This is a genomic window from Nocardia sp. alder85J (genome assembly GCF_020176955.2).
Classification (GTDB): domain Bacteria; phylum Actinomycetota; class Actinomycetes; order Mycobacteriales; family Mycobacteriaceae; genus Nocardia.
The window spans coordinates 394,736-410,028 of sequence record NZ_JAIUCZ020000003.1; the positions used below are offsets into that span (position 1 = coordinate 394,736).

Consider the following 15,293-nt stretch of genomic DNA (forward strand, 5'->3'; position numbering starts at 1 on the left):
TCGGGTCCTCCACATTTGTGAAACGTGTACGGTTATCTTGATGGGTCCGGCCGTTGCCACCGGGCACGCGGCGGGAGACGAAGCAGGGGGTGAGCACGGCAGGGAATCCCGCGCGCCCGGGATCACCGGCCCCTCACTTCACCACCTGATGAAGATTGGAAAACCCGGAATGAAACTCCGCACCTTCACCACGGCGGCGGTGCCGGTCGCCTTGGCCGTAGCCCTCGGGTCGGGCACGGTTCACGCCGATCCGATCGCGCCGACGGTGCCGACGGCACCGGATGTGCACTTTCGGATCACCTTGGTGGACAACGTCGTCGAGACCTCACTCGAGGGCGGAACCTTCCGAATCAACGACGACCAACGCAGAGTGAGCATCCTGAACGCCGAGGGCGCCACCCTGGTGTCCCTGCCCCTGTCGTTCCGGCAGGACGGCATGGAATATCCACTGCCGCACCAGGTCAGCGACGACGGCCAGGTGCTCGACCTGACCGCCGTCAAGGACGAGACGACGGCCCGGCCGGCGCCGGTGCGTGCCACCCCCGTGGCCACGGCACTGGAGAACGAGCGTGCCCTCGACGCGTTCGGCACCGAACTCAGCGTCGCGACCGGGGTCGGCACCCTGATCGGCACCGCGATCGGCGCCGCGGTCGGCATGATCGGAATCATCGGCGGCGCCACCGTGATCGCCAGCGTGATCACCGGCGCCACCCTGGGCGGCATCGTCGGCACCCTGGTGTTCGGCGGACCGGCGCTGGTCATCGCAGCGCTCGATCTGATCGGCACGTTCATCGCCCCGCCGAACTCGACCAGGTGGCAGCGCTGACCGCCGCTCAGTCCGAGGCTGGAATCCAGGCCGGGTGCCACAGGCGCCCGGCCTCGGTCCAATTCATGTAGCGCACGGTGCCGGTGACCTTCGGCGTCACCCATACCGCGTCCTTGCGCTCCACGGCGGTGAGTTCGTTGTCGAAGGGACTGGTCCGCCGTTCCGACCGGCGCAGCCGGGACGCCAGGTCGGCCATCTCCCGCTCGTCGAAGCCCGTGCCGACCCGGCCCACGTAGAACAACTTGTCCTCGTGCCACACCCCGATCAGCAGCGAGGCGAACGAGCGGGCCGTACTGCGCCGCCAGCCGCCGACCACCACCTGCTGGGTGCGCCAATTGCGGCTCTTGACCCAGGACTGCCCGCGCCGGCCCGGCAGATAGACGCTGTCCAGCCGTTTGGCGACCACGCCCTCCATCTCGTGCTCCTGGCTGTAGCGCAACGCCTCCGCGCCGGAACCGTCCAGCCGCGGCGGCACCACCAGTGACGGCGCCTGCGCAGCCAGCGCCTCCAGCACCCGCCGCCGATCCGAGTACCGCTTGCGCAGCAGCGAGGTGCCGTCCAGATAGAGCACGTCGAAGGCGACGAACACCGCCCGCGCGGCATCCGCTTGCAGCAGGCCCAGATTCGTCACCCCGTGCGCGTCGAACACCACCGCCTCGCCGTCGAGCACGACGCGATGCCCGGCCAATTCGCCGCCGAGCCGGGCCACCTGCGGATAGCGGCCGGTGACCACGTTGCCCGCGCGACTGTGCAGGGTGACCGCGCCGTCGGCGATCTCGGCGATCAGCCGGAAGCCGTCCCATTTCGTCTCGAAGGCCCAGTCGGCGGCCGCCAGGCCGGAGACGTCACCCGGCGTCGCGAGCATGGGGGACAGTCCGTGCGGCAGCGGGGCCGAGCGGTGCGGCGGCTCCTGCGCAACCGGTTGTGCCGCTGCGGGTTCCGGCTTCATCAGATGCATGAGCCACTGGTTGCCGTTGGTCTGGATGAGGGCGTACCGGCCGGTCAGGCGGGTGCCGTGCAGGCGCACGATGACCTCGTCGGCGCGCCACTTCTCCGTCTCGTAGGTGCCCGAATCCCAGATCGTCATCTCGCCGCCGCCGTACTCCCCCCGGGGAATCCGGCCGTGGAAGTCCAGATACTCCAGCGGATGGTCCTCGGTGTGCACCGCCAGCCGGTTCTCGCCGGTGGAGGTGGGCGGGCCCTTCGGCACCGCCCAGGACACCAGCACACCGCCGCGCTCCAGCCGCAGATCCCAGTGCAGCCGGCGGGCGTGATGCTCCTGCACCACGAACCGGTCCCCTGCCCCCGCCACCGGCGGCTCGGCCGGCACCGGCTCCGGGGTGCGGGCCGGATCGCGCATCGACCGATAGGTGGACAGCGGATCTCGTTCCGGCAGCGGCGGATCCAGCCCGGCCAGCAGATCGCCGCCGGACCGCCAGCGGGCCAGCACCTCGTCGAAGGTCAACTGCCGCAATGTCTTCCGCTGCTCGATCTCGTTCCAGGAGCGCGGCGCCGCTACCGTCGGGTGGTCCCGGCCCCGCAGCGAGTACGGCGCGATGGTGGTCTTGGCCGGATTGTTCTGGCTCCAGTCCAGAAATACCCGGCCCGGCCGGGCCGATTTGGCCATCGTGGCCGTGACCAGCTCCGGGTGCAACCGCTCCAGACCCGTGGCCAGCTGCTTCGCCACCGTGGAGGCGCCGTGCCCGGTCAGCGTCCGGTCCAGCGGGACGTAAACGTGAATCCCCTTGCTGCCGCTGGTGACCGGATACGCGTCCAGGCCGATGTCACGGACGGTGTCGCGGATGGCCAGCGCCACCAGCGCGCATTCGGCCAGTCCGGCGCCCGGCCCCGGATCCAGATCGAAGACCAACCTGGTCGCCGGGCCGCGCTCGCCGTCGGTGAAACGCCATTGCGGCACATGGATTTCCAGCGCCGCCTGCTGCCCGATCCAGGCCAGCCCGGCCACCGAGTCCAGCAGCGGATACGTCACCCGGCGATCGGAATGCTCCACCGTGCGCCGCGGCAGGAACTGCGGCGCGTGCGCGGGCAGATTCTTCTCGAAGAACGACGGCTCCCCGACCCCGTTCGGCCATCGCTTCCTGGTGACCGCGCGACCGGCCACATGCGGCAACAGCGCCGCGGCGATCTCGGTGAAATAGTCGACGACCTGCCCCTTGGTGGTGCCGGTGGCCGGATACAGCACCTTGTCGAGGTTGCTCAACTCAACCTCGACACCCCCGAAGCTCCGGCGGGAGACCATGGTCGCAGTGTAGAGGCGACCACCGACATCCCGGGCCCGCCGACACCGCCACGTCCGGCCCGGACCTCGGAGGACGCCGCCTACCCACCCACGACGACGCTCCCCCGGCACGGACCGGCACCCATGCCCGGAGCGCCAGGTGTGGTTCGCGCTCCGCTCGGCGACCGGAGCGCGGCAGCCTCAGGCAACCACCCCGGGCACGACAGCAGCCGGGACCGCGCGACACCGAGCGCTCTGCGCCGCAACGGCCCCCGGTGACGACCCGAATCCGGGGGAGGTCCGGACCGCTCGACACCAGAAGCTTTGCCCCGCAAAGGTTTCCGGTGACGACGACTCCGGTTCCGGCCGCTGCCGGGCTACTCGGCGGCCGGAGTCTCGGCGGCGGCCTCGGGCGTCGGAGCGGCTTCGGGCTCGGCGGGGGTCTCGGGCTCGGAGACAGCCTCCGGGGCAGCGGCCGGTTCCGGCTCCGGGTCGGGCTCGGCCTCCGGCTCGGCGGCGGGTGCGGCGACAGCTTCGGGCTCCGCGACGGGCTCGGGCGCCGGAACGGCTTCGGGCTCCGCGACGGCCTCGGGCTCGGCGACCGGTTCGGGCTCGGCCGGAGCCTCGGGCTCGGCGGCAGCCGTCTCCGGGGCGGGCGCTTCCTCGGCGGCGGCTTCCTCCGGGGCCGCGGTCTGCTCCGGGATCACGCTCTTGACGACGTCGGTGCCCTTCTCGATCTTGTCGGTGAACTTGCCGCCGGTCTTCTCGTCGATGAAACCGCCCGCTTTGTCCACGGCCTCGTGGATCTTGTCGGCGTTGTCCGCAGCGAGTTCCTTGCCCCGGCCAACCAATCCCTTGAGCGTATCGATGAGACTCATCGGACCTGCCCTCTCACTTCTGGGTCGTCACTGCGGCGGCGATACCGCACTGCGGATATTTTCCCACCACGGGACCTGGGGTTGCAGTGCAATCGGATCGATCCGCTCGCCCGGGATCGGCACCGCCACCGGAGTGCCGGCGGCGTGGGCGGCGGACACCAGCCGGCGCACCGGTTCGGCCCATTCGTGGAAGGCGAGATTGAAGGTGGCCCAGTGGATCGGGACCAGCAGGCCGTGATGCGGGTCGCCCGCGCACACGTCGGCGTGCGCGCGCACCGCCTCCTCCGGATTCATGTGCACGTCGGGCCAGTGCACGTCGTAGGCGCCGATCGGCAGCAGGGTCAGATCGAACGGTCCCGCGGTGGCGCCGATCTCCGCGAAGGCCCGGGTGTATCCGGTGTCGCCGCCGAAGTACACCCGCCGCACCGGGCCCCGGACGATCCACGAGGCCCACAGCGTGGTGTTGCGGACCAGGCCGCGGCCGGAGAAGTGCCGGGCCTCGGTACAGGTCAGCACCAGATCGCCGGACTCCCGCGCGCGGCCCAGGTCGGCCATCGATACCGAAGCGCCCCAGTCCAATTCGATGATCCGGCGGTCCGGCACCTGCCATTTGCGCAGGTGCGCGCCGATGCCCAGCGGCACCACGAACGGCGCGTCGTGGCCGTCGACCAGGCCGCGGACGGTGTCCCGGTCGAGGTGGTCGTAGTGGTCGTGCGAGATCACGATCGCGTCCAGCGGCGGCAGGTCCGCCAGCGGCACCGGCACCGGATGCAGCCGGGCGGGCCCGACCAGCGCCGACGGTGAGACCCGCTCGCTCCACACCGGATCGGTGAGGATGCGGTACCCGTCGACCTCCAGCAGCGCCGACGCGTGGCCGTACCAGGTGACGGCCAGATCGGCGGCGGCGGCCGGGGTCTGCGGGACGGCCAGCGGAATCGTGCCCGCCGGCCGGCCCACGCCCTGCCGGGTCAGCGCCGAGACCAGCAGCGAGAGCATCGAGCCCGGCCGCACGGCGACGCTCGGCTCGATGTTGTGGAACTGCCGGTTGCGGTAGCCCGCGGCGCCCGAGGCGACCGGCGCGATGGCCGCGGCCGAGGCGCCCATCGCCGACGGGATCTCCCATATCGCCCGGACCACCCAGCCCAGGCCCACCGCCCCGGCGGCCGTCAGCGCGGTCCGGCGCAGCCCCGCGAGCGCGCCCATCAGCGGCCCACGAACTTCGGTGCGCGCTTCTCCCGGCGGGCCACCATCGCCTCCTCGGCGTCGGCGCTCTCCCAGGCCGCCCGCAACGCCGCCGCCTGTTCCGGGGTCTCGGCCCCGTCACCGCCGTTGAGCACCATCTTCAGGTGACGCAACGACAGCGGCGCCAGCGTGGCGATCTGCTTCGCCCACGCCTGCGCGTCCGCCGGCGTGCCGATCCGGTTGGCGTAGCCGAAGGTGTAGGCGTCGGCCGCGGGAATCAGCTCGGCGCCCAGCAGCATGGTGCGGGCCGGGCCGCCGCCGATCAGTGCGGCGAGCCGCCGCACGGTCCAATTGTCCAGTGAGACACCGAGTTTGGCGGCCGGAATGCCGACGAAGGCGTCCGGGCTCAGCACCCGCAGATCGGAGGCGAGCGTCAGCTGCACGCCCGCGCCCAGCGCCCCGCCGTGGATGGCGGAGATCACCGGCACCGGCGCGTTCTCCACCGCGTGCAGCATCGCCATCAGCGCGCGCAGGAACTGTTCCGAATGCGCGCCGTCGAGGTCCGCGCCGGCGCAGAAGATCCGCCCGGCGCCGGTGAGCACGATCACCCGGGCATCGGCGGCGGCGGCCGTGACCGCCTCGTGCAGCAGCGCCACCAGTTCCTCGTTCAGGGCGTTGCGGCGCTGCGGGCGCTGCAATTCGATGGTGACCACGTCACCATCGCGGCTCACACCCAGCATGGTCAGGACCTCCCCGGTCGTGCGACGAGCATTGACGACTTCACTGTAGGTGGCCGACGGTTGCCCGGCCGCACCCGACGCACCAGCGGTACTGTGACGATGGTGACCACCGCCGATGTCGACATTCTCGTGATCGGCGCGGGCCAGGCCGGACTGTCGGTGGGGTACCACCTGCAACGACTGGGACTGCGCCCGGACCGGGATTTCCGCATCGTCGACCACGCGCCCGGACCGGGCGGGGCCTGGCAGTTCCGCTGGCCGTCGCTGACGCTGACCACGGTGAACCGGGTCCACGATCTGCCGGGCATGTCGTTCGCGGAGACCCTGCCGCCGGATGCCGACGACGTCCCGGCCGCCACCGCCGTCCCGCACTATTTCGACCTCTACGAGAAGCGATTCGGGCTCGCCGTGCGGCGGCCGGTCTCGGTCCGGGTGGTGTGCGACCGCGCCTCGGCCGCCACCTGCCCGGCCGGCGAGGTCGACGGCCTGCTGCACGTCGACACCGTGCCGGGCGAGGTCTCGGGCCCACCGCCGGATTCCCTGCGGAGCAGGTCGGCAGACACCGGACCGAGTGCGCCGCGGGAGACCTCGCCGAGCAGTTCGGCGAGCGCCGCGACCGAGGCGGGAACCGTCTCGGTGGCGGCGGCGCAGCCGGGCGGCAGCGGCGGACCTGTGGCCGAGGCGCAGATCACGACGCTGCGGGTGCGCGGCCTGGTCAATGCGACCGGGACCTGGGAGAAGCCGTTCATCCCCTACTACCCCGGCGCCGAGACCTTCACCGGCCGGCAGTTGCACGCGCACGACTACCGGACGGCGGCGGAATTCGCGGGTGAGCACGTCGTGGTGGTGGGTGCGGGGATCTCGGCGATCCAGTTGCTCGACGAGATCTCGCAGGTGACCACCACGACCTGGGTGTCGCGCACCGAACCGCGCTGGCGCGAAACGCCGTTCGGCCCGGACGACGGCCGGGCCGCGGTCGCGCTGGTCGAGGATCGGGTGCGTCGCGGCCTGCCGCCGCGCTCGGTGGTGTCGGTGACCGGGCTGCCGGTCGACGACCGGGTCCGGGCGGCCCGCGCGCGGGGGGCGTTGCGCTGGCACCCGATGTTCCGGCGCCTCGAGCCCGACGGGGTGCGCTGGGCCGACGGAACCTTCCAGCCCGCGCGAGTGATCCTGTGGGCCACCGGTTTTCGCAGTGCGCTGGACCATCTGGCACCGCTGCGGCTGCGCGGGCCCGGCGGCGGCATCACCATGACCGGGCGGCTGGCCACCCGGGTCGCCGCGGACCCGCGCATCCATCTGATCGGCTACGGCCCCTCGGCCAGCACGATCGGCGCCAATCGCGCCGGGCGTGCGGCCGCGGTGGAACTCACCGAATATCTGGGCCTGCCGCGCGCCCAGTGATCACAACCCGAGGCTGAACTCGTCCGGGTCGGGACCGATGCGGGTGGCGGTGTCCAGGGCGTCGATGCGCTGCATCTGCTCGGTGGTCAGCTCGAAGGAGAACACGTCGAAGTTCTCCTCGATGCGGGACGGGGTGACCGACTTCGGGATGACCACATTGCCCAGTTGCAGATGCCAGCGGATGATCACCTGGGCCGCGGTGCGGCCGGTCTGCTCCGCGATCTCCGCGATGGTCGGATCCTTCAGCTCCTTGCCCTGGCCGAGCGGGCTCCACGCCTCGGTGGCGATGCTGTGCCGGGCGTGGAAGGCGCGCAGGGCGGGCTGGGCCAGGGTCGGATGCAGTTCGATCTGGTTCACCGCCGGGGTCTCACCGGTCTCGGCGATCAGCCGCTGCAAGTGGTCGACGGTGAAGTTGGAGACGCCGATCGACCCGATCCGGCCCTGCGACTTCAGCGCCTGGAAGGCTCGGAAGGTGTCCACGAACCGGTCGGCGCGGGCCACCGGCCAGTGGATCAGGTACAGGTCCAGGAACTCCAGGCCCAGTTCCTTCATGCTCGTGTCGAAGGCCCGCAACGTGGAGTCGTAGCCCTGATCGGGATTCCACAGTTTGGTGGTGACGAAGACCTCGTCGCGCGCCACTCCGGATTCCCGGATCGCACGGCCGACCTCGGCCTCGTTCCCGTACGCCGCAGCGGTATCGATGCTGCGGTACCCCGCTTCGAGGGCCGTGGCGACGGTGGCGAACGCCTCCTCGCTGGCCACCTGCCACACCCCGAAACCGAGCTGGGGTATGACGTTTCCGTCGTTGAGGACGACGGACGGCACAGTGCTGCTTGCGCTACTGAAGGTCACCGTTCCGACCGTAGAAGCGGTTTCCGGACCCGTCAACGACATGACCCGGTGTGTTCGAGCTCACCTCGGTCACCAGCCCGAGGCGGCGGTACCGCGATCGGCGGGCCGCCCGCAGTTCCGCCGGGGCGCCGGCCCGCAGTTCGTCCAGCGTCTCCGCGATGGCGCCGACCATGCGGTGGGCGAAGGCGGTGGGTTCGGCCGCGGCGTCCGGATGTTCGCCGACGATCCGGTCCACGATTCCGTCGGCGTGCAGGTCGCGAGCGCGGATACGTTGGGTGGCGGCCAGTTCCGCGGCATGTGCGGTGTCCCGGTACACGATCGCGCTGGCGCCCTCCGGCGGCAGCGGCGCCAGCCAGGCGTGTCCGGCGGCCAGCACCCGATCGGCGGGCAGCAGCGCCAGGGCGCCGCCGCCGGTGCCCTGGCCGAGCAGCACCGACACCGTGGGAGTGTCCAGCATCACCAGATCGGCCAGGCACCTGGCGATCTCGGGCGCCAGACCACGCTCCTCCGCCTCGCGCGACAGCGAGGCGCCGGCGGTGTCGATCACCAGCACCAGCGGCAGGCGCAGTTCCGCCGCCAGCTGCATGCTGCGCCGTGCCTCCCGCAGCGCCGCCGGTCCCATGGTGTTCTCGCGCGTCTGCCCGGCGCGGTCGTGCCCGAAGACCACACAGGAACGACCGTGGAAGCGGGCCAGGGCGTGCACCACGGTGCGGTCGGCCTCGCCTTGTCCGGTGCCGGACAACGGCACTCGATCGGTGGCGCGCCGCAGCAACTGCCGGATACCCGGGCGATCGGGCTTGCGGGAGATCAGCACCGATCGCCACGCGGACGAATTCGATTCGGCCGCAACGTAATCGGATCCGAACGCCGGCCGGGCCGGGTGCGCGGCCACGACGTCGTCGAGATCGGCTGGAAAGTCCTTGCCGCACACCACATTCAGCACCCGATGGGCGATCCGGCGGAACAGCGGGACCGGCAGTACGCCGTCGATCACGCCTGAGCGATAAAGGTTTTCGGCCGTCTGCACGCCCTCGGGAAACGGATGCCCGTACAGCGCCTCGTACACCCGCGGGCCGAGGAAGCCGATCAGCGCGCCGGGCTGGGCGAAGGTCATGTGCCCCAGCGAACCCCAGGACGCGAACACGCCACCCATGGTCGGGTCGCGCAGATACACCAGATAGGGATGTCCCGCCGCCTTGTGCGCGGCCACCGCACCGGCGATCTTGACCATCTGCACGAAGGCGACCGTGCCCTCCTGCATCCGGGTGCCGCCCGAGGTCGGCGACGCCAGCAGGGGCAGGCCCAGTTCGGTGGCGCGCTCGACCGCCGTCACGACCCGTTCCGCCGCCGCGACCCCGATCGACCCCGCGAGGAAGCCGAACTCGCACGCGACCACGGCGACCCGCCGTCCGCGCAGTAACCCCTCACCGGTCAGCACGGACTCGTCGACGCCCGCACGGGCGGCAGCCGCCCGTAGCTCCACCCGGTACTCGGGAGCTGCGGCCACCTCGACAGGCGGCCGGTCCCAGCTCACGAAGGAATCCGGATCGAGCAGGTCGTCCAGCAGCTGTCGCGCCGAGATCTTCACGCGGCGAGCGTAGCCGAACACCGATCACCGGCCACGAGACCGTGAGCCCGGCGGCTCCGGTCGTGGCCGGGTCTCAATATCCCTGGACGACCTTGCGCAGTGCGTATTCGGTGACCGAGACCAGCGCCTGCTTGACCGGCTCGCGGCGACGCGCGTCCAGCGACATGATCGGCACATCGGCCGGCACCGCGAGCGCCTGCCGGATGTCCTCCAGCGGGTACCGCGGTGCGTCGTCGAACTCGTTGATGGCCACGAGGAACGGTAGGTGCCGCGCCTCGAAGTAGTCCACCGCCGCGAAACTGTCTTCCAGCCGGCGGGTGTCGACCAGCACCACCGCGCCGATGGCGCCGCGGATCAGGTCGTCCCACATGAACCAGAAGCGGTACTGGCCCGGCGTGCCGAACAGATACAGCACCAGATCGTCGGCCAGGCTGATCCGGCCGAAATCCATCGCCACCGTGGTGGTGGCCTTGGTCGGCACGGCCGCCAGGCTGTCGACGCCGACACTGGCATTGGTCACCAATGCCTCGGTGCGCAACGGAACGATTTCCGAAACGGCACCGACGAGAGTGGTCTTACCCACACCGAAGCCACCGGCGACCACGATCTTCGCCGAGGTTGGCTTACTGGTGCGGGTATCGACCGAGGACGTCGAATCATATACGCCGGAGTCCACTGAGAACCCTTTCGATCAGCTCGCGACGTTCGTCGTCGCTGGAATCGTCTTTCAATGTCGCCGAAACCCGCACATGGCCGGCTTCGATCAGGTCGGCGACCAATACCCGTGCCACCCCGATCGGCATGCCCAATCGGGCAGCCACTTCCGCGACCGACGGCGATTCTCTGCACAACTCCACGATCGACGTCTCGATGTTGGTGAGCTCGAACTGCCGCTCCAGGGCGACCGGATGCGATGCGACGAGCGCCTCCAATGCCAACTCGACCGTCGGCCTGGTACGGCCGGCGGTCAAGGAGTAAGGGCGGACGAGGCTCGGCTCGGCGCTTCCCACGCGTTGGTTGTTTATGTCCATCCCACCGTCAGGAACCCATCGTGACGCGAGGTGTCGCTTGGACCGTCTGGCCCACTCGCTCGACCAACAAGGCCATCTCGTATCCCACTTGGCCGATATCGCAGGACGTGTTCGTCAGCACGGCCAGGTAGGAGCCGTCGCCCACTGCCATCAGCAATAGGTAGCCGTGCTCCATCTCGACCACCGACTGCAACACGGTGCCGCCCTCGAAGAGGTTGGACACGCCCACCGAGAGGCTGGCGAGTCCCGCGGTCACCGCGGACAGCTGTTCGGCGCGGTCCACGGGCAACTGCGCGCTCGCGGCCATCAACAGACCGTCCGCCGAAACCAGCACGGCGTGAGCGACGCCCGGAACCTCGTTGGCGAAGTTCGAAACCAGCCAATCCAGCTGACGGTTCGTACCACCTAGATCGGGGTTCATCGGTCTCCTTTATCTCCGGTTAGGTTCATTGCTCTCATTGCGCGGCCATCCCGGACGCCCTGCTGGTGACGACTCAGACTTGACCTGATGGATTCTGGATCGCGGTCGGTGCTCGCGTCGGTGTTTCCGGTGACACCACCTGGAACCAGTCGGTTACCCGGATCGCGCTGCGGCAATCCGGCCGCCGTCCGCCGCTCCGGCTGTACCTCCACCGCGTGACGCGCGGCCTGCCAGCCCTCGTCACCAGGTGATTCGAAGGAGGCGGCCACCTGGGACCGGTCCGCATTCGGATCCTGGAGCCAGGCGGACATCATCTCGGCGAAGATCGGCGTACCGCCGATCACTGGATCGGCCTCCATCGTCGGCTGTAGCCGCGTCTGGAAGAACGAAGCGGTCTTCTGCGGGTTGGCCCGGTAGCTGTGCCGCCCGCGCTCGCGACCGTCACCGGCAGCGTCCTCGAGGTGGTCACCGGGCGTGCGTAGGCCGGGGGTCGGCTCCGGTCTCGGCGGCAGCCCGGCGCCGGGCTGGCGGCGGGGCAGGCCGGTGGGCAGGCCACCGGAGGGATCCCGCTGCGGCAGACCGGTGTCCGGGGTGGCGTCGCGCTGCGGCAGGCCGCCGGGCTGACGCTGCGGCAGACCCGTCGCACCGGTATCCCGCTGTGGGAGACCGTGCGAACCCGTGTCCCGCTGTGGGAGACCGTGCGAACCGGTGTCCCGCTGCGGTAGCCGGGTGGCGCCCGCATCCCGCTGCGGCAGGCCGGGCGCACCGGTATCCCGCTGTGGGAGACCATGAGAACCCGTATCCCGCTGCGGAAGCCGGGTGGCACCCGCATCCCGCTGCGGCAGACCGGGCGCACCGGGCTCGCGCTGCGGCAGACCGTGCGAACCCGTATCACGCTGCGGCAGACCGGTAGGGCCGGCTTCCCGCTGCGGCAGGCCCGTCGCACCGGCTTCCCGCTGCGGCAGACTGTGCGAACCCGTGTCACGTTGCGGCAAGCCGGTGGGACCGGTTTCCCGCTGCGGCTGACCCGGCGCACCGACCTGGGGCAATCGGGCCGCACTCGGATCCCGCTGCGGCAGGCCGGAACCCGGCTCCCGCTGCGGCAGACCGTGTGAACCCGTATCGCGCTGCGGCAGGCCGCTCGGCCCGGCGTCCCGGCGCGGCAGGCCCGGCGCACCCACGTCCCGCTGCGGCAGGCCGGTGGCGGGATCGCGCTGCGGCATCCCGGGTGAGGTCGGCTCGCGGCGCGGGAGGCCGCCGGACTGGGTGTCGCGAGTGGGCAGACCGGGTGCGGCGGTGTCGCGCGGCGGCGCACCGGCGCCGGGCTCACGCGGCGGCAGACCGGGCGCCGGGCGCTGCGGCAGGCCGCTGCCCGGGGTGGTCGGCGGCCGCGGCGGCAGTCCGGTCGGGGCCGCGTCGCGCTGCGGCAGGCCGTTGGGGGCGGACGGCGGACCGGCCGGCCGCTGGGACAGGCCGTTGGGGCCCGGCGCCGCGCTGCCACCCGGTATTCCGTTGCTCCCGGGCTGGCGCTGCGGCAGCCCGCTCGGCGGCATACCGGTGGTCGCCGGCGGCGGCCCGGCCGGTCGCGGCGGCTGGCCCGGAGTCACACCCGGCTGGCGCTTGAGCATGTTCGCCGCCAGCCCCGGCTGCGGCTGCGGCGTACCGCTGCCCGCCGGTCGCGGGGGCAGCCCGGTACCCGGCTGCGGCTGCGGCTGCTGCGGCCCGTTCGCACCCGGATCGCGCTGCGGCAGACCGGGATTGCGCAGATTGGGATCGGAGACGGTGTGCCGCACGGTCGGGCCGTTGGTGCCCGGCTGCCGCTGCGGCAGGCCACCGCCCGGCTCGCGCTGCGGCAGCGGACCGCTCGGCGGCGCCGACAACGGAGTCCCGTTGGGACCCTTCGTCCCCGTGGTGCCGTTGATCCCGGCGGCGCCGTTGGCGGCGACGGTGCGATCGGTGCCGTTGGCCGAAATCGGCCCGCTCACACCGGGATCCACCGTCACCATCATGTTGCCGCTGGGCGTCCGAGTGACCGCCCGCATCTGCATCGAGGACGGGCCGGTGGACTGCACCGGATTGTTCGGCTGGCTCGGCGTCGGCGCCGGGACCGTGACCATGCCGCCGGGGGGCGCCACGATGAGCACCTTGGGCACGTGCACCGTCACAGTGACGCCGGGATCGCGGGCGGTGTCGAAGGTGGGCCGCAGGCGCACGGTCAGACCGTGCCGCTCGGCCAACCGGCTCACCACGAACAGGCCCATGTGCCGCGCGGTGTCGGAACCGACCTCGGCGGTGGTCTCCAGCCGGCGGTTGATGTCGGCCATCTCCGCGGGCGGCATACCGATGCCGCGGTCCGCGACCTCGATCAGCACGCCCTGATCGTGCGCCTGCGCGAAGGTGAACTTGACGTCCGTCTCCGGCGGCGAGGCGCGCAGCGCGTTGTCGAGCAGCTCGGCGAACAGGTGCGCGAGGTCGGAGGCGGCCGGTTCGGTGATGGCACCGCGCGGTGTGGCGCCCAGCTTCACCCGCTCGTAGTCCTCGACCTCGGAGATCGCGGCACGCAGCACGTCGGCGATCTCGACCGGGGCGGACTTGGTGCGGCGCTGCCGGGTACCGGCCAGAATCAGCAGGTTGTCGCCATTGCGGCGCATACGGGCGGCGAGATGGTCCAGCCGGAAGAGGTTCTCCAGCAGACGCGGGTCCTTCTCGTCGTACTCCATCGCCTCGATCAGCGAGAGCTGATGGTCGACAAGGGACTTCGAGCGCCGCGCCAGGGTCTCGAACATGTCGTTGACCTGGGTACGCATCGCGGCCTGGTCGGCGGCGAGGCGCAGCGCCTGGCCGTGGATGTCGTCGACCGCGCGGGCCAGCTGGCCGATCTCCTCGTCGGTGTGCACCGGCATCGGCTCCAGCGGCACGTCCTCCGGGCTGGCGCCGTCGCGCAGCCGCGACACCTCGTGACCCAGGTCGTGCTCGGCCACGCGCAGCGCGGCCAGGCGCAGCTTGCGCAGCGGGACGATCATCGACCGCGCGATGACCACGGCCAGCAGCAGCGCGGCCAGGATGGTGGTGATGACGATCGCCGAGTATCGGATGGCACCGGTGCGGGAGTTGTCCGCGAGGGTGTCGACCAGCGAGGTGATGTCCGCGGTGGAGCGGTCGACGATCTTCTGGTAGTCCGCGAGGCTGGTCTCCGAGGACTGCTTCATGTCCTGGATCGGCACCTGGCCGGAGGCCACCTGCGGGCCGCTGCCCAGTTGCTGCCGATTGTCGGCCTCGGCGATGAGATCGGCGATGGTTTGGTCGCCGTCCGGGAAGCGGTGTGCGAGCACGCCCAGCATCTGCCGCTCGGTGGAGACCGCCACCAGATAGTCGCGCAGCCCGTCCTTGGGGCTGCCGCGCAGCGCGGTGGCGATGGCGGCGCTCTGGGTCACCAGGGCCGCGCGGGTGTTCAGCGAATCGACCAGCCGCAGCTTCGCGGATTCCACGCTCGGGTCGGCGACCGTGCCGACGATGGATTCCACCGTCTTCACGCTGTTCTGCCGGATGCCCTCTTCCTGGTTCAGGGCATCGGGAACGCTGTGTGCCGGAGTCTTTCCGGCGGAGCGCACCGCGCGGGCGCTGGTGATCATGGCATCGAGTGCGGCCCGGCCGCCGGACACACCGTCCAGTTTGGATTCGGCCCTGACCGCGGCGTCGATCGCCGCATCCAGTTTGGTGAGATCGGCATCGTCGACCACCGACTGGGTGCCGATCTGGACCATCTGGGAGGCGGCGATGGTGCCGGCCGCGGCGCTCAGACCGGTGACCGCCGGGATCGCCTCGACCTGACCTACGGAGGAGTTGAGCCTGCTCGAGTCGCCGAACTCGGATGCGATCCGGGATGCTCCGAGTACCACCGCCACCAGCAGGGGGACGGCCAGCACGGCCGTGACCTTCCAGCGCAGGTCCCAGTTGCCGAGCGCCCAACGCTTCGTACCGGGCCTAGCGGCGTCACGCATCTCCACTCACTTTCCAAACTGGCCCCAGCCATGCGCCATGAGCGAGCCTCCGCGATCGCACGCTGGGCTCGACAGGCGGAGCTGGCCGAGAACTGCGGCTGGCCGAGAAAATTGCGTCCATGACGGCCGATATA

The 15,293-nt window shown here is 71.0% G+C and carries 12 protein-coding genes; 2 read left to right on the top strand and 10 right to left on the bottom strand.

What is annotated here, in order from left to right; genetic code table 11:
* Nucleotides 1-40: 40 nt before the first annotated feature.
* Nucleotides 41-826 carry an ammonium transporter gene (locus LBW94_RS13000; RefSeq protein WP_225054259.1) on the top strand — a complete coding sequence of 262 codons (786 nt, stop codon included), beginning with the start codon at nucleotides 41-43 and terminating at the stop codon, nucleotides 824-826.
* 7 nt (nucleotides 827-833) lie between these two features.
* Here the strand turns inward: LBW94_RS13000 and LBW94_RS13005 are convergent, their stop codons facing one another.
* The 4 genes from LBW94_RS13005 to LBW94_RS13020 all read right to left on the bottom strand — a co-directional run bounded on the left by LBW94_RS13005 (nucleotide 834) and on the right by LBW94_RS13020 (nucleotide 5,865).
* Nucleotides 834-3,086 carry an ATP-dependent DNA ligase gene (locus LBW94_RS13005; RefSeq protein ID WP_225054257.1) on the bottom strand — a complete coding sequence of 751 codons (2,253 nt, stop codon included), beginning with the start codon at nucleotides 3,084-3,086 and terminating at the stop codon, nucleotides 834-836.
* Between the two features lie 356 nt (nucleotides 3,087-3,442).
* Nucleotides 3,443-3,943: an antitoxin gene (locus tag LBW94_RS44200; protein WP_323137850.1), complete on the bottom strand. Its 501-nt coding sequence runs from the start codon at nucleotides 3,941-3,943 to the stop codon at nucleotides 3,443-3,445.
* Nucleotides 3,944-3,970: 27 nt separating this feature from the next.
* Nucleotides 3,971-5,146, bottom strand: coding sequence for an MBL fold metallo-hydrolase (locus LBW94_RS13015; protein WP_225054256.1), 1,176 nt, complete (start codon nucleotides 5,144-5,146; stop codon nucleotides 3,971-3,973).
* Nucleotides 5,146-5,865: an enoyl-CoA hydratase gene (locus tag LBW94_RS13020; RefSeq protein WP_225054254.1), complete on the bottom strand. Its 720-nt coding sequence runs from the start codon at nucleotides 5,863-5,865 to the stop codon at nucleotides 5,146-5,148. The genes LBW94_RS13015 and LBW94_RS13020 overlap by 1 nt, the downstream gene beginning before the upstream one ends.
* 99 nt (nucleotides 5,866-5,964) lie before the next feature.
* Here LBW94_RS13020 and LBW94_RS13025 point away from each other — a divergent pair, with 99 nt between their 5' ends.
* Entirely contained in the window at nucleotides 5,965-7,266 is a 1,302-nt protein-coding gene (locus tag LBW94_RS13025; protein WP_225054458.1) for a pyridine nucleotide-disulfide oxidoreductase, read from the top strand.
* Here the strand turns inward: LBW94_RS13025 and LBW94_RS13030 are convergent, their stop codons facing one another.
* From LBW94_RS13030 to LBW94_RS13055, 6 genes are all read right to left on the bottom strand, one after another.
* Complete coding sequence (locus tag LBW94_RS13030; RefSeq protein ID WP_225054252.1) at nucleotides 7,267-8,118, bottom strand: aldo/keto reductase; 852 nt, start codon at nucleotides 8,116-8,118, stop codon at nucleotides 7,267-7,269. It lies immediately after the preceding gene.
* The gene (locus tag LBW94_RS13035; protein ID WP_225054251.1) at nucleotides 8,105-9,706 is read right to left on the bottom strand and encodes a carboxyl transferase domain-containing protein; all 1,602 of its coding nucleotides are present in this window, start codon (nucleotides 9,704-9,706) and stop codon (nucleotides 8,105-8,107) included. Before LBW94_RS13035 ends, LBW94_RS13030 begins: the two co-directional genes overlap by 14 nt.
* Nucleotides 9,707-9,779: 73 nt before the next feature.
* Complete coding sequence (locus tag LBW94_RS13040; RefSeq protein ID WP_225054249.1) at nucleotides 9,780-10,382, bottom strand: GTP-binding protein; 603 nt, start codon at nucleotides 10,380-10,382, stop codon at nucleotides 9,780-9,782.
* Nucleotides 10,363-10,737, bottom strand: a complete 375-nt coding sequence (locus LBW94_RS13045; protein ID WP_026343780.1) for a DUF742 domain-containing protein — start codon at nucleotides 10,735-10,737, stop codon at nucleotides 10,363-10,365. Before LBW94_RS13045 ends, LBW94_RS13040 begins: the two co-directional genes overlap by 20 nt.
* Before the next feature lie 7 nt (nucleotides 10,738-10,744).
* Complete coding sequence (locus LBW94_RS13050; protein ID WP_011207200.1) at nucleotides 10,745-11,158, bottom strand: roadblock/LC7 domain-containing protein; 414 nt, start codon at nucleotides 11,156-11,158, stop codon at nucleotides 10,745-10,747.
* Nucleotides 11,155-15,159 carry a HAMP domain-containing sensor histidine kinase gene (locus tag LBW94_RS13055; protein WP_225054247.1) on the bottom strand — a complete coding sequence of 1,335 codons (4,005 nt, stop codon included), beginning with the start codon at nucleotides 15,157-15,159 and terminating at the stop codon, nucleotides 11,155-11,157. Before LBW94_RS13055 ends, LBW94_RS13050 begins: the two co-directional genes overlap by 4 nt.
* Between the last annotated feature and the right edge of the window lie 134 nt (nucleotides 15,160-15,293).